The 19,582-nt window shown below is 65.6% G+C and carries 19 protein-coding genes; 13 read left to right on the forward strand and 6 right to left on the reverse strand.

Annotated elements, in window-relative coordinates; genetic code table 11:
- Nucleotides 1-57: 57 nt before the first annotated feature.
- Nucleotides 58-1,263, reverse strand: a complete 1,206-nt coding sequence (gene hemW / locus ACFYOW_RS22595) for a radical SAM family heme chaperone HemW (protein ID WP_387290842.1) — start codon at nucleotides 1,261-1,263, stop codon at nucleotides 58-60.
- A 44-nt stretch (nucleotides 1,264-1,307) separates the two neighbouring features.
- Nucleotides 1,308-1,697, reverse strand: a complete 390-nt coding sequence (locus ACFYOW_RS22600; protein ID WP_387290844.1) for an SgcJ/EcaC family oxidoreductase — start codon at nucleotides 1,695-1,697, stop codon at nucleotides 1,308-1,310.
- Between the two features lie 212 nt (nucleotides 1,698-1,909).
- Between ACFYOW_RS22600 and ACFYOW_RS22605 the strand changes: the two genes are divergently transcribed.
- The 6 genes from ACFYOW_RS22605 (at nucleotide 1,910) to ACFYOW_RS22630 (ending at nucleotide 7,921) form a co-directional block, all read left to right on the forward strand.
- Nucleotides 1,910-2,002 carry an Ms4527A family Cys-rich leader peptide gene (locus tag ACFYOW_RS22605; protein WP_357470198.1) on the forward strand — a complete coding sequence of 31 codons (93 nt, stop codon included), beginning with the start codon at nucleotides 1,910-1,912 and terminating at the stop codon, nucleotides 2,000-2,002.
- A 136-nt stretch (nucleotides 2,003-2,138) separates the two neighbouring features.
- Nucleotides 2,139-3,938 carry a nitrite/sulfite reductase gene (locus tag ACFYOW_RS22610; RefSeq protein WP_387290848.1) on the forward strand — a complete coding sequence of 600 codons (1,800 nt, stop codon included), beginning with the start codon at nucleotides 2,139-2,141 and terminating at the stop codon, nucleotides 3,936-3,938.
- Nucleotides 3,939-3,952: 14 nt separating this feature from the next.
- Nucleotides 3,953-4,687, forward strand: a complete 735-nt coding sequence (locus ACFYOW_RS22615; RefSeq protein ID WP_387290850.1) for a phosphoadenylyl-sulfate reductase — start codon at nucleotides 3,953-3,955, stop codon at nucleotides 4,685-4,687.
- Nucleotides 4,684-5,613 carry a sulfate adenylyltransferase subunit CysD gene (gene cysD, locus ACFYOW_RS22620; RefSeq protein WP_387290852.1) on the forward strand — a complete coding sequence of 310 codons (930 nt, stop codon included), beginning with the start codon at nucleotides 4,684-4,686 and terminating at the stop codon, nucleotides 5,611-5,613. Before ACFYOW_RS22615 ends, cysD begins: the two co-directional genes overlap by 4 nt.
- 117 nt (nucleotides 5,614-5,730) lie before the next feature.
- Nucleotides 5,731-7,020 (forward strand): sulfate adenylyltransferase subunit 1, encoded by a 1,290-nt coding sequence (locus ACFYOW_RS22625; protein WP_387290854.1) that lies wholly within the window; start codon nucleotides 5,731-5,733, stop codon nucleotides 7,018-7,020.
- A gap of 106 nt (nucleotides 7,021-7,126) precedes the next feature.
- A complete protein-coding gene (locus tag ACFYOW_RS22630; protein ID WP_387291415.1) occupies nucleotides 7,127-7,921 on the forward strand; it encodes a sirohydrochlorin chelatase in 795 nt (264 codons plus the stop codon).
- 76 nt (nucleotides 7,922-7,997) lie between these two features.
- Here the strand turns inward: ACFYOW_RS22630 and ACFYOW_RS22635 are convergent, their stop codons facing one another.
- Nucleotides 7,998-8,714 carry a PP2C family protein-serine/threonine phosphatase gene (locus tag ACFYOW_RS22635; protein WP_387290856.1) on the reverse strand — a complete coding sequence of 239 codons (717 nt, stop codon included), beginning with the start codon at nucleotides 8,712-8,714 and terminating at the stop codon, nucleotides 7,998-8,000.
- A gap of 84 nt (nucleotides 8,715-8,798) precedes the next feature.
- Nucleotides 8,799-9,392 (reverse strand): PadR family transcriptional regulator, encoded by a 594-nt coding sequence (locus ACFYOW_RS22640; RefSeq protein ID WP_387290858.1) that lies wholly within the window; start codon nucleotides 9,390-9,392, stop codon nucleotides 8,799-8,801.
- 124 nt (nucleotides 9,393-9,516) lie between these two features.
- Here ACFYOW_RS22640 and ACFYOW_RS22645 point away from each other — a divergent pair, with 124 nt between their 5' ends.
- Genes ACFYOW_RS22645 through ACFYOW_RS22655 form a run of 3 tightly spaced genes read left to right on the forward strand, consistent with a single transcriptional unit; the run spans nucleotide 9,517 to nucleotide 12,566 of the window.
- Entirely contained in the window at nucleotides 9,517-9,933 is a 417-nt protein-coding gene (locus ACFYOW_RS22645; RefSeq protein ID WP_387290860.1) for a nuclear transport factor 2 family protein, read from the forward strand.
- The gene (locus ACFYOW_RS22650) at nucleotides 9,930-11,417 is read left to right on the forward strand and encodes a phytoene desaturase family protein (RefSeq protein WP_387290862.1); all 1,488 of its coding nucleotides are present in this window, start codon (nucleotides 9,930-9,932) and stop codon (nucleotides 11,415-11,417) included. Before ACFYOW_RS22645 ends, ACFYOW_RS22650 begins: the two co-directional genes overlap by 4 nt.
- 12 nt (nucleotides 11,418-11,429) lie before the next feature.
- Nucleotides 11,430-12,566, forward strand: a complete 1,137-nt coding sequence (locus ACFYOW_RS22655; RefSeq protein ID WP_387290864.1) for an FAD-binding oxidoreductase — start codon at nucleotides 11,430-11,432, stop codon at nucleotides 12,564-12,566.
- Nucleotides 12,567-12,568: 2 nt separating this feature from the next.
- Here ACFYOW_RS22655 and ACFYOW_RS22660 read toward each other — a convergent pair whose 3' ends face one another.
- The gene (locus ACFYOW_RS22660; protein ID WP_387290865.1) at nucleotides 12,569-13,225 is read right to left on the reverse strand and encodes a TetR/AcrR family transcriptional regulator; all 657 of its coding nucleotides are present in this window, start codon (nucleotides 13,223-13,225) and stop codon (nucleotides 12,569-12,571) included.
- Nucleotides 13,226-13,351: 126 nt separating this feature from the next.
- Here ACFYOW_RS22660 and ACFYOW_RS22665 point away from each other — a divergent pair, with 126 nt between their 5' ends.
- The 4 genes from ACFYOW_RS22665 to ACFYOW_RS22680 are packed head-to-tail and all read left to right on the forward strand — an operon-like array spanning nucleotide 13,352 to nucleotide 18,855.
- A complete protein-coding gene (locus ACFYOW_RS22665) occupies nucleotides 13,352-14,485 on the forward strand; it encodes a VOC family protein (RefSeq protein ID WP_387290867.1) in 1,134 nt (377 codons plus the stop codon).
- Complete coding sequence (locus tag ACFYOW_RS22670) at nucleotides 14,482-15,420, forward strand: fumarylacetoacetate hydrolase family protein (protein ID WP_387290869.1); 939 nt, start codon at nucleotides 14,482-14,484, stop codon at nucleotides 15,418-15,420. Before ACFYOW_RS22665 ends, ACFYOW_RS22670 begins: the two co-directional genes overlap by 4 nt.
- Nucleotides 15,421-15,422: 2 nt before the next feature.
- A complete protein-coding gene (locus tag ACFYOW_RS22675) occupies nucleotides 15,423-17,300 on the forward strand; it encodes an acyl-CoA synthetase (RefSeq protein ID WP_387290871.1) in 1,878 nt (625 codons plus the stop codon).
- Between the two features lie 22 nt (nucleotides 17,301-17,322).
- Nucleotides 17,323-18,855 (forward strand): bifunctional 3-(3-hydroxy-phenyl)propionate/3-hydroxycinnamic acid hydroxylase, encoded by a 1,533-nt coding sequence (locus ACFYOW_RS22680; protein ID WP_387290873.1) that lies wholly within the window; start codon nucleotides 17,323-17,325, stop codon nucleotides 18,853-18,855.
- A gap of 7 nt (nucleotides 18,856-18,862) precedes the next feature.
- On the opposite strand, the gene ACFYOW_RS22685 is transcribed toward ACFYOW_RS22680, so the two are convergent.
- The gene (locus tag ACFYOW_RS22685; protein WP_387290875.1) at nucleotides 18,863-19,477 is read right to left on the reverse strand and encodes a TetR/AcrR family transcriptional regulator; all 615 of its coding nucleotides are present in this window, start codon (nucleotides 19,475-19,477) and stop codon (nucleotides 18,863-18,865) included.
- Nucleotides 19,478-19,582: the final 105 nt, after the last annotated feature.

The raw sequence follows: 19,582 nt of genomic DNA on the forward strand, positions 1-19,582 counted from the left end.
TGATAGCGCAACGGGCGGCATCCATGAACCCGGTCGTGAAGTGAGGATAAGTCAGAGTCAGGTCAGGAGGTCTCGAACAACGCCGTCGGCGAGTAGGCGGCCGCGGTCGGTGAGGATCAGGTGGTCGCCGGAGCGAACTGCCAGACCGTCGGCGATGATTCGGCTTGCCGCGGCGGATTCCGTCGGGGCCAACTCGTTCAGCGGCAGGCCGGTGCGCAAGCGAACGGCGAGCATGACGCGTTCGGTGTGCTGTTCGTCGGCAGTGAGCGTTTCCCAGCCTGCCGCGGGAAAACCGCCACGCGCGACGGTATCGGCATAGCGCGCAGGGTGTTTGACGTTCCACCAGCGCACGCCGCCGACGTGGCTGTGCGCGCCGGGTCCCGCGCCGAGCCAGTCGCCGCCGTCCCAGTACCCGAGGTTGTGCCGACAGCGCGCGGAATCGCCTGCGGCCCAATTGGATACCTCGTACCAAGTGAGGCCTGCCGCATTGAGACGAGAGTCGATGCGCTCGTAGCGGGCAGCGAGCACATCGTCATCGGGAGCGGGCAGTTCGCCGCGACGCACGCGACGGGCCAGTGCGGTGCCGTCCTCGACGATGAGCGAGTAGGCGGAGACATGGTCGACGCCCGCGCTCAGCACCGCATCCAGGCTCGCGTCCAGATCGCTGTCGCGTTCGCCCGGCGTGCCGTAGATCAGGTCGAGATTCACATGGTCGAATCCGGCAGCGCGAGCCTCTCTCGCCGCGGCGACGGCTCGGCCCGGCGTGTGGGTGCGATCCAGCACCTTCAGCACATGCTGGGCCGCGGATTGCATGCCGAGCGACACCCGGGTGAATCCGGCCGTGCGGATGCGTTCGAAGAACTCCGGTGCGGTCGACTCCGGATTGGATTCGGTCGTGACCTCGGCATCGGCGGCGAGGGTGAAGTTCGCACGCACCGAGTTCAGCACGTCCGCCAAGCCGTCACCGCCGAGCAGTGACGGCGTGCCACCTCCGACGAAGATCGTCGCCACCTCGGGCGTGGCGGTCGGCAGCGCAGCGAACCGTTCGGCCGCCGTCGCCAGTTCGCCGCGCAGTGCTTCGAGCCAGGACTGCGGCGATGCCGAGGTGCCCAGCTCGCCAGCGGTATAGGTGTTGAAATCGCAATATCCGCAGCGTGTCGCACAGAACGGCACGTGGATGTAGATCCCGAACGGGCCGCCGCCGAAGTCGCGCAGCACCAGGGCTGGCGTCTCGGCTTCTATCGGGGCGGCGGCGGAACTCACCCCTCCAGTGTGACCGCCGCTCCCCTGGGCCGTTGCGGGCGGGTTCAGTCGGCGACCACGGTGTTCTGATTCGCGGTGAGCAGCCAGCGGCCGTCCTCCTTGGACATGACGTACATCGGTGAGCCCTGACCGGACAGTTGGCCCGCGCCGTCGAAGTACCGCTGGACCACCTTGACCGCGGCCACGTCCGGACGGATGAACAGCACATGCTCGACCTCGTAGGTCGCGGTACCGTCCCGCATCGCACCCGGCAGCACCTGTGCGGTGAACTCACCGATGGCCGCGCGGCCGAACAGTCGCTTGCCGCCTCCGGTCGTCCAGATGGCGTCCTCGCGGAACAGACCGACGAATTCGTCGACGAGCTCGTTCTGCTGGGAATGTTGAATGGTGGCGACGACCTTGCGGATGGCGTCCAGATCGTTATCGGTATTCATGCCACAGACCTTGCTACCTCGACCTAGCTCGAGGTCAACCCGAGTGACTCGCTTCACCGGCGATGATCTTGACGAATCATGCGACGCATTGCGGCCCCTAACTATGACAGCCATCACAATCGGCCCGCATAGTCCAGGGAATTTCCCTCGATTTCGCGGGAAATATGGCCGGGAGGTCGGAAGGGCCACCCTGACATGGCACAATAGGCCGCATGCGCGGATCTGGAGTACGACTTGTGGCACGTCGCCACGTCGACTACAAGCGCGTCTGTAGTGCCTGCTGTCTGCCCGGTTCTCTTCGGTAGCTCAGCGGCGCGCATTCCCGGGTTTGCCCGGTGATTCCCCGATTTCGACGGACATCGGCCCGCTGACACCGCAGGCGTGAGTCAGCCCCTCACGCCTTCAGCACGGATGTACCCTCACCCAGCAGGAGCGACCCCCATGACGTCGAGCACCGACGCCGGTCCCACGGATCAGCCCGGTTCCGGGCCCCACGCGCGCCCGCAGCGCCCGGCCTCCGAACGACGGGTCCGCCCGGACCGTCCGCGGACCGAGGCAGCGGCCGGCCCGCGGGTCCGCACCGGTAAGCCGGTGCGCCGCAAGGCCGAGGGCCAGTGGGCGCTCGGCTACCGCGAGCCGCTGAACCCGAACGAGCAGTCCAAGAAGGACGACAACCCGCTCAATGTCCGGGCCCGGATCGAGAACATCTATTCCAAGCAGGGCTTCGACAGCATCGACAAGGGCGATCTGCGCGGCCGGTTCCGCTGGTGGGGTCTCTACACCCAGCGCGAACAGGGCTACGACGGCACCTGGACCGGTGACGAGAACATCGACATTCTCGAGGCCAGGTACTTCATGATGCGTATCCGCTGCGATGGCGGCGCATTGAATGTCGCGCAGCTCAAGACCCTCGGCGGGATCTCCACGGAATTCGCCCGCGACACCGCCGACCTGTCCGACCGCGAGAACGTCCAGTACCACTGGATCGAGGTCGAGAACGTCCCCGAGATCTGGAAGCGGATCGAAGGCGTCGGCCTGAAGACCACCGAGGCGTGCGGAGACTGCCCGCGCGTGGTGCTCGGCTCGCCGCTGGCCGGTGAATCGCTGACCGAGATCATCGACCCGACGCCCGCGATCGACGAGATCGTGCGCCGCTACATCGGCAAGAAGGAGTACTCCAACCTGCCGCGCAAGTTCAAGACCGCGATCTCGGGCCAGCAGGATGTGGTCCACGAGATCAACGATGTCGCGTTCGTCGGGGTGAATCATCCAGAACACGGCCCGGGTCTGGATCTGTGGGTCGGCGGCGGTCTGTCGACGAATCCGATGCTGGCCCAGCGCGTCGGCGTGTGGGTGCCGCTGGACGAAGTTCCCGATGTGTGGGAGGCCGTCGTCTCGCTGTTCCGCGACTACGGCTACCGCCGCCTGCGCACCAAGGCCCGGCTGAAGTTCCTCATCAAGGACTGGGGCATCGAGAAGTTCCGTCAGGTGCTCGAGGACGAGTACCTGAAACGCAAGCTGATCGACGGCCCCGCGCCGGAGCAGCCGAAGAAGCCGATCGATCACGTCGGCGTGCAGAAGCTGCGCAACGGACTCAATGCGGTCGGCTTCTCCCCCATCGCGGGCCGGGTTTCGGGCACGGTCCTGACCAAGGTCGCCGAGGCGGCGGAGAAGTACGGCTCGGACCGGATCCGGTTCACCCCGTACCAGAAGCTGATCGTGCTCGATATCGCCGACGACAAGGTCGACGCGCTGATCGACGAGCTGGAACCCCTTGGCCTGCAGGCACGTCCGTCGCTGTGGCGCCGGAACCTGATGGCCTGCTCCGGGATCGAATTCTGCAAGCTCTCCTTCGCCGAGACCCGCAAGCGGTCCCAGGCGCTGGTGCCGGAGTTGGAGGAGCGGCTCGCGGATCTCAATGCGCAGCTGGACGTTCCGGTGACCATCAATATCAACGGCTGCCCGAACTCCTGCGCGCGTGCGCAGATCGCCGATATCGGCTTCAAGGGTCAGCTGATCGATGACGGCGCCGGGAATCATGTCGAGGGTTTCCAGGTTCATCTCGGTGGCAGCCTCGGCTTCGACAGCGCCTTCGGTCGCAAACTGCGTCAGCACAAGGTGACCACCAACGAGCTCGGTGACTACATCGAACGGGTGGTGCGCAACTTCATCAAGCACCGCGAGGACGGCGAACGGTTCGCTCAGTGGGCGGTTCGTGCCGACGAGGCCGACCTTCGGTAAATGGGAGAACTAGCGTGACAACGGATCAAGTAACGGCGGACCTTCCCGCCAAGCTGTCGGAAGACGAACTGCGGGCGATCGCCGAAAAAGGCGCGGCCGAACTCGGTGCCGACGCCACGGCATTGGATTTGCTGCGGTGGACCGAGGACGTCTTCGGCACCGGCTACATCGTCGCCTCGAATATGCAGGACGGCGTGCTGGTTCACCTTGCCGCCCAAGTGCATTCGGGTGTGGACGTGCTGTTCCTGGATACCGGTTACCACTTCGCCGAGACCATCGGCACCCGGGATGCGGTGGAGGCCGTATACGGCGTGAATGTGATCAATGTGCGGCCGGAAAGCACTGTGGCCGAACAGGATCAGCTGCTCGGCAAGGATTTGTTCGCGCGCGATGCCGGTGAATGCTGCCGGTTGCGCAAGGTTGTGCCGCTGAAGCGCTCGCTCGGCGGTTACAACGCCTGGGTCACCGGCATCCGCCGCGTGGAGGCCCCGACCCGTGCCAACGCCCCGCTCATCTCGTTCGACGAGGCGTTCGGACTGGTGAAGATCAACCCGATCGCCGCCTGGTCCGACGACGAGATGCAGGCCTATATCGAACAGCACGGCATCCTCGTCAATCCCCTGGTGGAGGAGGGATATCCGTCCATCGGCTGCGCTCCGTGCACACGGAAGCCGGAGCCGGGCTCCGATCCGCGAAGCGGCCGCTGGGCCGGCCTCGCCAAGACCGAATGCGGGTTGCATCAGTCATGACCGAAACCATCAGCGCACGTTCCTTGGGCATCACCGATTTCGACACCCTCGCGGCGTTGGAGTCGGAGTCGATCCACATCTTCCGTGAGGTGGCAGGCGAATTCGAGCGGCCGGTGATCCTGTTCTCCGGCGGTAAGGATTCCACGGTGCTGCTGCACCTGGCGCTCAAGGCCTTCTGGCCCGCGCCGCTGCCGTTCGCGCTGCTGCACGTCGACACCGGGCACAACCTGCCCGAGGTGCTCGAATTCCGCGACAAGGTGGTCGAAAAATACGGTCTGCGACTGCATGTCGCGAAGGTCGAGGACTACCTGGCCGACGGCCGTCTCACCGAGCGCCCGGACGGTATCCGCAATCCACTGCAGACGGTTCCGCTGCTGGACGCCATCACCGAGCACCGCTTCGACGCGGTCTTCGGCGGTGGCCGCCGCGATGAAGAGCGTTCGCGCGCCAAGGAGCGAATCTTCTCGCTGCGCAATGCCTTCGGGCAGTGGGATCCGAAGCGGCAGCGGCCCGAGCTGTGGAATCTGTACAACGGCAAGCACGCTCCCGGCGAGCACGTCCGGGTGTTCCCGCTGAGCAACTGGACCGAACTCGATATCTGGCGCTACATCGCGCGCGAGGACATCGATCTGGCGAGCATCTACTACTCGCACGAACGTCCGGTGTATCAGCGCGACGGCATGTGGATGACGCCCGGCGTCTGGGGCGGCCCGCGCGACGGTGAGGTACTGGAGACCCGTTCGGTGCGCTACCGCACCGTCGGCGACGGATCCTCCACCGGTGCAATTCTTTCCGACGCGGCCGATAACGAGGCGATTCTCGCCGAGGTGGCCGCGTCCCGTTTGACCGAGCGCGGTGCTACCCGCGGCGACGACCGAGTGTCCGAGGCCGCAATGGAAGACCGCAAACGAGAAGGCTACTTCTGATGCGTTCCGAGTTACTCGCCGGACCGAGCGCGGCGCACAGTGTCCAATCCTGGGCGAGCGACGACCGAGTGTCCGAGGCCGCAATGGAAGACCGCAAACGAGAGGGATATTTCTGATATGTCCGACCTACTGAGGCTGGCCACCGCCGGTTCTGTCGACGACGGTAAGTCCACCCTGGTCGGACGCCTGCTCTACGATACGAAATCCGTACTGGCCGACCAGATCGACGCCGTCACCCGCGCGTCGGTGGACAAAGGTCTTGCCACGCCGGATCTTTCGCTGCTCGTGGACGGGCTGCGCGCGGAACGCGAACAGGGCATCACCATCGATGTCGCCTACCGCTACTTCGCAACGCCCAAGCGGTCTTTCGTGCTCGCGGATACGCCCGGACATGTGCAGTACACCCGCAATACCGTCTCCGGCGCGTCCACCGCGCAACTGGTGATCCTGCTCGTCGACGCGCGCAAGGGTGTCATCGAGCAGACCCGTCGGCACGCCGCGGTCCTCGCGCTGCTCGGCGTGCCCAAGCTGGTGCTCGCGGTGAACAAGATCGACCTGGTCGATGATCCGGCGACCGTCTTCGCCGCGATCTCGGCCGAATTCAACACCCTCACCAGCACACTCGGCTGGGCAGCCGAGGATGTGTTGGAGATTCCGGTGTCCGCACTGCACGGCGACAATATCGCCTCACGCTCGGCGAACACTCCGTACTACGACGGACCTTCGCTGATCGAGCACCTCGAATCGGTGCCGGTGGATGCCGACAGCTCGGGCGAGCACGCGATCGGCCTGCGCTTCCCGGTGCAGTATGTGATCCGTCCGCGCACCGCCGAATACCCGGACTACCGCGGCTACGCGGGCCAGATCGCGGCGGGCTCGGTTTCGCCGGGCGACGAAATCGTGGTGCTGCCCTCGGGTATTCGCTCGACCGTCGAGCGGGTCGATACACCCGACGGTGAGCTCGCCGTCGCACAGGTCGGCCGCAGCGTCACGCTGATCCTGGCCGACGATGTGGACATCTCGCGCGGGGACATCATCGCCTCCCCGGCCGATGCGCCGGAGCCGATCGACTCCTTCGACGCGACCGTCTGCTGGCTCGGCGATAAGCCGCTGCGTCCCGGCGCGCGACTGCTGCTCAAGCACGGCACCCGCACCACACAGGCGATCGTCGGCGCGCTCGTCGAGCGGTTCGACGAGCAGAACCTGACCGCGCAGGCAAGCCCGGAGTCGTTGGCGCTCAACGATATCGGCCGCATCTCCGTGCGCGTCGCCGAGCCGATCGCGGCCGACGACTACCGCGTCAACCGGCACACCGGCAGCTTCCTGCTCATCGATCCGGCGGGCGGCAACACCCTCGCCGCCGGTCTGGTCGGTGACGTGCTGACCGCGGTCGAGGTCGGAGTCTGAGGTGAATTCGCCCGGTGGTATCGGCTCGGTGGCGCGGCTGCCGGGCGGGTCCATGTGGGCGGAACTGGAGCGATTGTCGGACAACGGACGCGGACCGAGTAGACCGATGTTCGGGCCTGTCCGGGTCACGGCTGCCACACCGATCGGCGGATACGCGGAGCCCAGGCCTGCGCTCATCGCGGTGGCGCACGGCAGTCGGGATCCGCGCTCGGCCGCGACGATGTCGGCGGTCGTCGCCGATATTGCCGCCGCCCGGCCGGATATCGATGTGCGGCTCGCCTTCCTCGATCTGAATGCGCCGTCGGTCGATCAGGTCGTGAATGCCGTTGCCGCGCAAGGGCACACGCATGCCGTGGTGGCGCCGTTGCTGTTGGGCAGCGCATATCATGCGCGAGTCGATCTACCCGGACTGCTTGCTGGCGCCCGCACCGCCCACCCGCAACTCGTGCTGACGCAAGCAGACGTTCTCGGGCCGGACCCGCGGCTCATTACCACCCTCCGCGACCGCATCCTGGCCGCGCTGGAATCGGCGGTATCGCCGCGGCATGGTGAAACACTGGGGGTGGTCGTGGCCGCAGTTGGGGCGGCGGCGGCGGCTAATGCGCGAACGAGCGATGTTGCGCGACAGCTGGCGGCGATGACCGGCTGGCTTACCGAGGTCTGCTTCGCCACCACCGAACCTTCTGTCACCCAGGCAATTTCGCGTCTGCGCGCCCGGGGTGCCGAGGGAGTGCTCGTGGCGCCCTGGTTCCTCGCGCCGGGGCTGTTGACCGACCGCCTGGTGGCCGCCGCACCCGAGGTGGTGCATGCGCAGGTCATCGGGCCGGATACAGCGTTGACCGAAATAGTTTGGGACCGCTACGACACCGCACTCTCCAGTGCATTGAGCCTCTCTGCCTGATCGTTGGCCGCGCGGCCTCCGAACAATTTTGCGCAGGAGGCGACTACTGGCGAATACCCCTGCGCCTCCGGCTAATTCAGTCGACGTAGACGACGATTGCCGTCGCGTTATCGTTTCCACCCGCCCGATCGGCAGCAGCCAAAAGCCTGACAACAGCGGACTGCGGATCGATACCACGGCTCAACCCGTTCCGCAGGTCGTCGTAGCCGACCTGCTCGGATACACCGTCGGTGCACAGCAGGTACCTATCGCCGGGCTGCATCGTCACGCTCAGCACATCCGGTTCCGGCGCGTCACCGTGTCCGATGTAGCGGGTCAGTTGATACCGCGCCGACGTGGCCTGCGGCGAGTCGAACGGATACCAACCGTGCACAGCGCCGAGCCACGCCATCGTATGGTCGGTCGTCAGTAGTTCCAGCAGCCCGGCGCGCAGCCGGTACACCCGGGAGTCACCGATCTGCACGAGCCAGCAACCCTGCGGCGCGGCGACCATGGCGGTCAGGGTGCATCCGGCCAAAGTCCGCAATTCCTGACCGATCCGACTCACCCGAGCATGCGCCGCCGCCACCGCGGCACGCAGCGCGTCCGGCCCGAGTTCCGCCGCATCCGCGACGTGTTCGACGAAGATATCCACCGCGGTCCGTCCCGCCGCCGCGCTGCCTGGCCCATCTCCCATACCATCGGCCACCAGCGCTAGCAACGGCTGCTCACGGAGATAGGTGACATCGAAATTCGCCGAATAGCGTCTGCCGATATCGCTGCCCACCGCAACGTCGATCACGGGACTGCGCACCCGCGAATTCTGGCACACCACACCATCGTGGGGAGGCCTCGAGGGCCGGACTGGAACGCGCTCACGGAATACGATCCGGCGCCCTCACCACGGGGTGATCGAGTCGGCCGCGGTCGCGGATCTGGAAGCGATGCGCCGGTCGATAGCAGCCAGTGCGAACTCTCCCCAGCGAATGTTCTCCTGCTCGAAGGAGATTCCGCGCAGCAAGGTCAGGTAGGCACCGATGCGCTCGGCCTCGGCCAGATACGCCTGCTCGCTGCGCCCATCGAGCAGCCGGGCGCGCAAGCGTTCGTAGCGGGCCAGTTTCGCCCTGGACCAGTCCAGCTTCTCGGCCACCGCGGCGCGTACGGTCGGCGCATCGTCGGTGTCCATGCCCTGCACCTTGACCATCAATTCGTCGCGGACGGCGGTCAGCTTGGCGGGCTCGGCGATGAACGCGCGCAGCGCGGCTCGCCCAGCCGCGGTGATGGCGTGCAGTCGCTTGTTCGGACGACGTTCCTGCTGCACGACCCGGGTCTCGATCAGGCCCTCGGCGGCCATCCGCTCGAGTTCCTTGTACAGCTGCTGGGGCGTGGCCATCCAGAAGTTGGCCACCGAGGCATCGAAGCCTTTGGCCAGGTCATAGCCGGACGCCTCCCCTTCCAGCAGAGCGGCCAGTACCGCGTCACGTAACGCCACCCGCTCAGGTTACCAGCCTCGATGACTATTCAAATTATTGTCTAATCAACTATAGACACTAGACCGCACACAGGAATACTGTTCGGAATTGATAGACAAATAATTGATTATGAAAGGTGGAGCGATGCATCCCTTCCGTGCAGCCGTGGAGGCACGCGACGAGGCCGCCATCGAGGCGCTACTGGCCGACGACGTGGTGTTCACCAGTCCGGTCGCGTTCAAGCCGTATCCGGGCAAGGCGATCACCGCGGCCATCCTGCGCGGGGTGATCCGCGTATTCGAGAACTTCCGCTACGTACGCGAGATCGCCGACGCGAATGGCCGCGACCACGCCTTCGTCTTCGAGGCCACCGTCGACGGCAAGCAGCTCACCGGATGCGACTTCCTGCATTTCGACGAGCACGGCAAGATCGACGACTTCATGGTGATGGTGCGTCCGCTCTCGGCCGCACAGGCGTTGGCCGCGCGCATGGGCGAACAGTTCGAGCAGATCAAGGCCGAGGCCACCGAGCAGATTCAGCGTGCGGCGGCGCAGGCGTGACCGATTACGACGCCATCGTCATCGGCGCGGGCAATGCCGGGCTGACGGCCGCGGCCACCTTGCAGCGCGCGGGTGCGCGAACTCTGTTGCTTGAACGGCACAACGTTCCGGGCGGCTGCGGAACTTCTTTCCGCCGTGGACGTTTCGAATTCGAGGTTGCGCTGCACCAACTTTCGGGTGTCGGTGCCGAAGGGCAGCCGATGTCGTTGCGGGAAGGACTGTTCCAGCAGCTGGGCATCATCGACAAGCTGGAATTTGTGCAGGAGCACGACCTGTACCGCGCGGCGATTCCCGGGCAGGTCGACCTCACGCTGCCCGCGGACTGGGATGGCGCGATCGACGCTATCGATGCCGAGTTTCCCGGCAACCGCGACCGGACCGCGAAGTTCTTCGAATTACTCAAACAGGTGACGTTCTGGCAAATCGCCGCCATGCGCGGGATGCCGGTCGAGCAGATCGATCCGGTGCTGTTCGAATACGGTCTGCGGCCGCTGAAGGCGGTGCTCGACGAGTTCTTCGACGACGACCGGATCAAGGTCGCGCTCGGCATGTACTGGACCTATCTCGGGCAGCCGCCGTCGAAGCTGCGATTCCAGGACCTGGCGTTGACCTTGTTCGCCTACTTCGAATTCAAACCATGGCATCTGCGCGGCGGCTCGCAAGCCATGTCCACCGCCATCCTCGACGCCTTCCTACAGGCGGGCGGTGAAGTGCGGTTCAACACCGGGGTCGACGCCATTCTCACCGATGCGGGCCAGGTATTGGGTGTCCGGCTCGATGACGGCACCGAGGTCACCGCACGCGACGTGGTGTCCAACGCCTCGCTGCCGGTCACCTACGGCATGCTCGAAGGCATCGATCTTCCCGCTGCGGTACGAGATGATCTGGCTACCAGGCGAATCGGCGTATCCGGTTTCGTGCTGCACATGGGCCTGGACGCCACCCCGGCCGAACTCGGGTTCACCACCAGCACAACCTTCGTCAATATGGACACCGACGACGACCGCACCTACGACGCGTGGCGCTCCTTCCAGCCCGCCCGCGGAATATGCGTCAGCTCTTACGATGTCGCCCCGATCGGGTTCGCGCCTACCGGCTCGACCCATGTCAGCTTGATGACCCTGCAGTACGGCGATATCTGGCGCAATGTGGCTCCGTCGGAATACACGCGCACCAAGTTCGCCTATGCCCAAACGCTGCTCGACCTGTGCGAGACCATCACCCCCGGCATCCGGGATGCCATCGAAGAGGTCGATGTCGCAACACCGTTGACCATAATGCGCTACCTCGGCCACCCCGGCGGCACGATCTACGGCTACGACCAGGACGCCACCGAGAATTGGCTGTTCCGCAACAGCGAACGCGAAACCCACATTCCTGGACTGCATCTGGCCGGTTCGTGGGCAGGCATGGGCGGATTCCAGCCCACTCTCGAAGCCGGCGCACGCGTCGCGCGCCGGCTGCTGCGCGCCAAGTCCGCCTGAACGGAGCACATCATGAAACATTCCCTCGCAGAACGCTTCGACGGCGCGGCACAGATTCTCGTCGAAATCGATTCCCGCATCCCCGACACCCGCGACCACCCCGCCGAAACCCGCGCCACCATCGACGCCTACCACCCCCGGCGGCTGCGGCTGATCGTCGCCGAGATCATCGACGAGACCGCGACCACCAAAACCTTCCGGCTCGAGGGTGTCGGCCAACTCGAGCTGCCGCCGTTCCTGGCCGGACAGTACGTCAATGTCTTCGTCGACGGCACCAGCCGCCCGTACGCCATCTCCTCGAGTCCCACCACGCTCGACCACTACGACCTGACCGTGCGGCGCGTGCCAGGCGGACGCATCAGCAATCTGCTCATCGACACGGTGCAGGTCGGCGAAGTCCTCATCACGACCGGGCCCATGGGCACCTTCCACCACAACCCGCTCTTCCACGGCGACGACCTGGTATTCCTCGCGGGCGGTTCCGGTGTCGCCCCGGCGATGAGCATGATCCGCGAGATCGTCGACCACGATCTGGACCGCACATTCCACCTCGTCTACGGCTCCCGCTCCGCCGACGACATCATCTTCCGCGCCGAACTCGACGCACTCGCCACCCGATATCCCGGTGTCGTCGTCGACTACGTCATTACCGAACCCGACACCGACTGGACCGGGCCCACCGGATTCCTCACCGCCGACACGATCCGTGCTTTGACCGGCGAACTCGGCGGCCGCATGGTCTACGTCTGCGGCCCGCAGGCGCTCTACCCGTACGCGCTCGGACAACTTCGCGCACTCGGCCAGCCGCGCAAGCGAATCCGCTTCGAAGCCAATGGCGCACCGAGCGACCCGACCGCACAACCCCATTGGCCCGCCGACAAGGATCCCGCCGAGCAGGTGACCGTCACCGTCGGCAGCACCAGCTTCCGCACACCGCGCAACCGACCACTATTGGACGCGTTGGAGGACAACGGCATTCGGCCTGAGGCCGCATGCCGATCCGGTGAGTGCAGCCTGTGCCGGGTGCGGCTCGTCAAAGGCGAGGTACACACCGCCGAGGAAGCGAAACTACGACTGTCCGACGAGCAGTTCGGCTACACCCACTCCTGCGTGGCCTACCCGATCAGCGATGTGGAGATCGATCTTTGATTTCACGCGGCGGTGTCCGGCAACGTCTCGATCGGCGGCAGCGGCCGCTCGCAGATCTCGCGCGCCTCGTCCGGCGGAATACCGAACATGCGCAGCAGATCCTCGGTTACCTCGTCCGCGGCCGCGGCATCGTCGCGTTCGGGGTTGTCGTGTAGGAGCTGACCGAGGCATAGCGAGGCGCCGGCCACGATGGTCATCGCCAGCTCCACATCGCGGACCTGGAACCGTCCCGCGCGCACGGCGGCATCGATATCGCGGCGCGCGCGGGGCGCGAGGCCCTTCGTGGAGCTGACGAGGGCCAGACCGTGATTGAGCAGCACCTTGCTCAACGTGGGATTTTTGCGGTGCAGACGACCGGTCAACCGGAAGCTCTGCGCGAAGATATGCGCTGGATCGTCCATACCCTCGGTCAGCACGTCGAGGGTCGAGCCGTGCCGATCGAGCGCCTCCTCGATCGCGACGCGGAACAAATCCTCACGACTTTCGAAGTGGTTGTAGAACGATCCCATCCCGACATCGGCGGCCTGGGTGATCTCCAGGATCGGCACATTCGGTTTCCCGGCGGCGAGGAAAGACTGGGCCGCACTGACCAGCGCTGCCCGGGTACGTGCTTTTCGCCGCTCCAAGCGATTGGGTTCGGCACCGGTTTGCTCGCTCATCACCTCTCCCTGGTCCATCTCGCAATCCTAACCCGCCGAGTCAGTAATGACGAATTCCTCAGAAAAGCTTGACTGAACACTCCCTCGTAAGTGACGATATATTCAGTTACTCGAAGGGAGAGGCCGATGATCGACCAGCACGGCCCGCATGCGGGCCTGCACAGCGAGTTCGGCGCCGAGGCGGGTGAACATCCGGGGCGGGCTCGGAATCCGATCATCAAGGTGCACGATCTGGCGTGGCTGGAGTTCGAGAAGCCCGACTTGGCCGCCGCCGAAATCTTCGCTTGCGCTTTCGGTTTCACGACCGTGCTGCGCGGCGCGGACGAACTGCAGCTGCGTGGCACCGACCCGGGCGCACCGTGTGTGATCATTCGCCGGGGTTCGCGGTCGAGGTTCGTCGGCCCCGCATTCCAGGCGGCGGCCTCCACGGATCTGCTCCGTCTCGCGCAGGCCGCCGGACCCGAGCCGGGGCCACTGCCGGAGAGTATCGGCGGTTTTTCCGTCGACCTGTCCGACCCGAGCGGATTGCGGGTGCGAGTGGTCGCCGATACGCATGTGCTCGCCGCCCTGCCCGCCCAGCAGCCGCACACCCTCAATTTCGGCCACGAAACGCCGCGCATGAACCGGACCCAACGCCCGCCGCGGGAACCGGCCCAGGTGCAGCGGCTCGGGCATGTGGTGGTCCAGACGACCCGCTATCGGAAGACGCTCGACTGGTATCTGAAACACCTGGGTCTGATCGTCAGCGATTTCCACTACTACTCGGGTCAACGCGACCGCGGCCCGGTCATGAGCTTCATCCGTTGCGACCGCGGCCGCACCCCCGCCGACCACCACACGCTGGCTCTGTCGCTCGGCCCGGTCAACCGGTATATGCACTCCGCCTATCAGGTCGCCGACCTCGATGCCCTGGCCGCGGGTGGTGAATATCTGCTCGACCACGGTTACCAGCGGTCATGGGGGATCGGCAGGCATATCAAGGGCAGCCAGATCTTCGACTACTGGCGCGATCCGGACGGGTTCTTGGTCGAGCACTTCAGCGATGGCGACATGTTCGACAGCACGCTGGAGCCCGGCTGGGCGCCGATGACCGCATCCGGGCTGGCCCAATGGGGACCGCCCGCCACCAAGGACTTCCTCGGCCTCAAACCGGGCCGGGAATCGGTTCGCGAACTGCGCGGCATATTCGACGCGCTGCGTGCGGACAACGAATTCGATCTACGCCGCCTACGCGGTCTACTGAAAGTTGCCAACTCATGAGTATTTCCGTTCTCCGTACCGCCGATGCCTGGTGGGTTTCGACACCGGCGGGGGCCGCGCGGGTGGATACCGCTGCGACCACCACCAGTCAGTTGCTCGCCGACCGGGCAGCGCTGGCGGCGGCTGCGTCGAGTACCGAGATCGTCCCCGTCGAGAGCCTGGCGCTGGTGTCGCCGGTGACCGCACCGTGCCGGGTGGTCGCACAGATGACGAATTTCGCGTCCCACGTGCGGGATTCGGGCGGTAACCCGGAGACCGTGCCCTTGACCTTCTTCCGCAAATCCTCCGGTTCGATCAGCGGACCGCTCGACGATGTCATCCGGCCCGCGCACGTGCAGTTGCTGGACTACGAGGTGGAGATCGGACTGGTCTTCGGAAAGGAAATGCCGGTCGGGACCGCGATCACCGCCGACAATCTCGCCGAGTACGTCGCCGGGCTCGTTGTCACCAATGATGTTTCGGCGCGCGATGTGCAATTGCCGAAAACCCAGTTCTACGAGGCGAAGTCGTATCCGACCTTCACGCCGGTGGGTCCGGCGCTGGTGCTGCTGGATGCCGACGAGCTGAAGCGGTTCACCGATCTGCGGTTGCGGCTGTGGGTCAATGGTGAAGCGCGCCAGGATATGACGGTCGCCGATATGATCTACGGTCCCGTCGAGACGCTGCGGGCGCTGACCCGATTCCAGCGACTCGATGCGGGTGATGTGCTGCTCACCGGTACCCCGATCGGCACCGCGATCAGCGCCCCGCCGAAACCGGTCGAGATCATCTCCTCGCTGCTCCCGGCGGCGACGAAGTGGAAGCTGTTCTTCAAGGGGCAGGCCAAGAACCCGAAGTATCTGCGCGACGGCGACATCATCGAGGCCACGGTGGCTACCGATGACGGCGCGATCGATCTGGGTCGCCAGCGTACGGTTGTGCGGTACATGCGGTGAACATGACGACAACGGATCTGCTGTGGCCGCGCTACTCGGGCCACAGCGACCTGGCCGAGATCGAATCCCTGTCGCTGGAAGAGCGTGGGCTGCCGGAATCGACGTACGCACTGCTGGTCCGGGCCACCGGCCTCTGGCCCGAGCGAAACGCGCTCACCGTGTTGCCGGAGGCCGCGCGATGGCGAGAACCCTTGCAGCGCAGTTACTCCGAACTGCTATCCGACGTGCACCGCTATGCGAATCTGCTGCACCGGCTCGGTATCCGACGCGACGACGCGGTCGCATTGATGGCGCCCAACTGCGCGGAGTTGATCCCCGCGACGCTCGCCGCGCAGCTCGCCGGAATCGCCGCACCGATCAATGGTGCGATGTCCGGTCGGCATGTCGCGGAACTGCTGCGCCGCTCCGATGCCAGAGTGCTGATCGCGGCCGGTCCCGAACTCGCGACCGACACATGGGAATCCGCACTCGCCCTGGCGAATGACGGGCTGCTCGACGCCGTACTCGTGCTGCGCCCCACCGACGCTGCCGAGCCGCACCCGCTGCCTGCGCTCGACGGTGTACATATTGGTTACCTGAATGAGCTTGCCGCCGAGGATGATTCGATTGCCTTCGCCGGTCTGCTCCCGACATCCGACGATCTGGCCGCGCTGTTCCACACCGGCGGCACCACCGGCGTGCCGAAACTGGCCGCGCACACCCATTCCGGCGAGATCGCCAATGCGTGGATGATCGCCGCCAACTCCCTGCTCGACGCGGATGCGACGATCTTCGCCGCACTCCCGCTTTTCCATGTCAATGCCCTGGTGGTGACGCTGCTGGCGCCGCTGTTCAAGGGGCAGCCGGTGGTCTGGGCCGGTCCGCTCGGCTACCGCGATCTCGCGCTGTACGGCGAATTCTGGAAGATCGTGGCGCACTATGGCATTGCCGCGATGAGCGCGGTTCCGACCGTATATGCCGTACTGGCGCAATGCCCCCTCGACGCCGATATCAGCAGTCTGCGCTACGCGATGGTCGGTGCGTCACCGCTGCCGTCCGCGGTGCGGACGAACTTCCAGACGCATACCGGTGTCACCCTGGTCGAAGGCTATGGACTCACCGAGGCGACCTGCGCGACCGCCCGCAGCTATCCGGACCGGCCGCGACCGGGTGCAGTCGGGCAGCGTATGCCCTACCAGCAGGTGCGTGTGGTGCGCGCGGGCGACCGGGAGCCGCTGCCTGCCGGTGCGATCGGCGTGCTGGAGATCAGTGGCCCAACGGTTTTCGCAGGTTATGTGACGGGCCGCAATGACCAGGGCCACCTCCTCGACAGCCTCGGCACCACGGTTGACGGCTGGCTCGATACCGGTGACCTCGCGCACATCGATGCGGACGGCTTCATCCATCTGCACGGCCGCGCCAAGGATCTCATCATCCGCGGTGGGCACAATATCGACCCGGCGCTGATCGAGGACGCACTCCTGTCACATCCGCAGGTGACCGCGGCCGGTGCCGTCGGACGTCCCGATGTCCACGCCGGTGAAGTACCCGTCGCCTATGTCACGCTCGGAGCCGATGCCGATATCACCGAATCGGAACTGCTCGCCTGGGCGAGCGAGCGGGTGCCCGAGCGCGCGGCCGTACCGAAATCCGTCGTGGTTCTGGATGCTTTGCCGGTTACCGATGTCGGTAAGCCCTACAAGCTCGGACTGCGCGCCGATGCGACTCGACGTGAACTGCGGGACGCGCTCGAGCAGGTCGCCGGAGTGCACAGCGTCACGGCGGCAGTGGAAGACGGGGCGATCGTCGCGACCGTCGAACTGGACCTCGCCTCCGACGGCGTCGCCACCGCAATCCTCGGCCGGTACGCCATCCGCTGGAAAGTCGTGTTCCGGCAATGAATCTCGTGATCGGAGCGAGTCGATGAACTCGGTTCCAGTGGTGATCGTCGGTGCGGGCCCCTCGGGCCTCACCGTGGCGACACTGCTGGCCGAATACGGCATCGAAACCCTGGTGCTGGAACGCTGGGACAGTATATATCCGCAGCCTCGGGCGGTACATCTCGACGGCGAAATCCGCCGGATACTGGCACGTCTCGGCGTCGGCGACGGCTTCGACGCGATCTCGCGTCCGGCGCTGGGCCTGCGATTGATCGACCCCGATATGCGGGTACTGGCCCAATTCGATCGCGATCCGGCGGGCGGCGCCAATGGCTACCCGGAGGCGAACCTATTCGACCAACCGGAGCTCGAAGCAATCCTGCGCGCCAATGTGCGCCGATATCCCGGCATCACCCTCCGCGGCAGTGCCGAGGTCATCGGCGTGGCACAGGAAAATGACTGTGTACGTGTCGATTTCACCGATCGTGTGACCGGCGCGGCCGAGTCGGTCCTGGCCGAATATGTGCTTGGCTGCGACGGCGCCAACAGCGTCGTCCGGTCCGCGATCGGCGCCACGATGCGCGATCTGAACTTCGCACAGCGCTGGCTCGTCGTCGATGTGGACACCGCTGCCGACTTCGGGGAATGGGAAGGGGTACACCAGGTTTGCGACCCAGTTCGAGCCGCGACCTACATGCGGATCGGAACGACTCGCTACCGCTGGGAATTCCGACTCCGTCCCGGCGAAGCCGCCGCAGACTACAGCGACTTGACGAGCCTGCAGCCACTGATCGCGCCGTGGACCCGGAACACCCCGTCCGAGGAACTCCGGCTCGTGCGCGTCGCCGAGTACACCTTCCGCGCTCAACTCGCCGACCGCTGGCGTTCCGGCCGGATGTTCATTCTCGGCGATGCCGCCCACCTGACCCCACCGTTCATCGGCCAGGGCATGGGCGCTGGGCTACGCGATGCGGCCAACCTGGCCTGGAAGCTCGCGGGCGTCCTCGCCGAAGACCTACCTGCGAGTGTCCTCGATACCTACGAAATCGAACGAAAACCGCACGCGCACGCCATGATCCGGCTCGCCAAGTTCACCGGACGAGCCATGACCGACGGCGGTCAGTTCGGAAATCTGCTGCGCCGCCTCATCGCGCCGCGGTTGCACCACCTGCCCGGCTTCGCCGAGTTGGTAACCAACGGACAGACGCCGCCGCTACACCGATCCGAACTTGTTGTGGCGCATCGCTTCCACCGAGGGCTGGCGGGCATATTGGTCCCGAACGCATTCCTCGACGGCCGTCGCTTCGACGATATCGCGGCGGGCCGATTCGCCATCCTCACCGCTGTCCAGCCGACACCGGCACAGCGTCGCGAGATCGAACAGCGCGGCGGTGTCATCGTCATCGCTCGGGGCGCGTTGCGACGCTGGCTCAGGCGCGGACGCGGCGCCCTCGTCCGTCCCGATGGCACAGTGCAGCGAACCAGCCGTCAGCTGTCCGACCTCATCGCCGACTTGCCGCGATTCAAGGCACCCGCTCCGGGTGATTCATCACGCGTGCTGACTCCCGACGTCTAAGCAGATCTCAGCCCAGCAGCCCGTTCACGATGGTGCGCGCGGTGGCGACACCGCGATCATCACCCATCTGCAGGGCGGTATTGGCCGCACTGATCACCGCATCGAATTCGAAAGCCATGGCATCGGCGTCGCGGTCGGCGAGATCGCCCTGGTCCTGCGCGTGCCGAATCTGCTTGGCCAAGAAGTCGAGCCATTCGCTGCGATCCTCGGCGATGGCATCGCGGACCGGGCCGGGCTTGCTGTCGAATTCGGCGATGGTGGCCACGCGGAAGCAGCCGCCCGGAAATGTCGGGTCGGTGATGTGGTCGAACCAGCGGTCCATGATGGCGCGCAGGCGGGGTAAGCCGCGCGGTTCGCTGAGGCTGGGCGCGATCACTCGTTCGACGAAGGCCTCGCGGGCCACCTTCACCGCGGCGACCTGCAGCGCTTCCTTGGTGCCGAACAGGGTGGCTATGCCGCTTTTGCTGATGCCGAGATCGGTCGCGAGACGGCCGATGCTCAGGCCGGTCAGCCCCTCGACCGAGGCCACGTCGGCGGCATGTCTGGCGATCGAGGCCCGGGAGCGGGCGCCCTTGGCGAGACGCTGATCGGTGCCCTGCGCGGTGGTTGTCGACTCGGCCATGAGGCCATTCTTCCACTTCCGGGTTGCAAATACGAACGTACGGTCGTACGTTTATTGCACGAACGGTCGTACGTTTAGATTTCGCCTCACCGAAGGATCTCCCTC

This window comes from Nocardia sp. NPDC006982 (genome assembly GCF_042869435.1).
In the GTDB taxonomy this organism is placed as follows: Bacteria; Actinomycetota; Actinomycetes; order Mycobacteriales; family Mycobacteriaceae; genus Nocardia.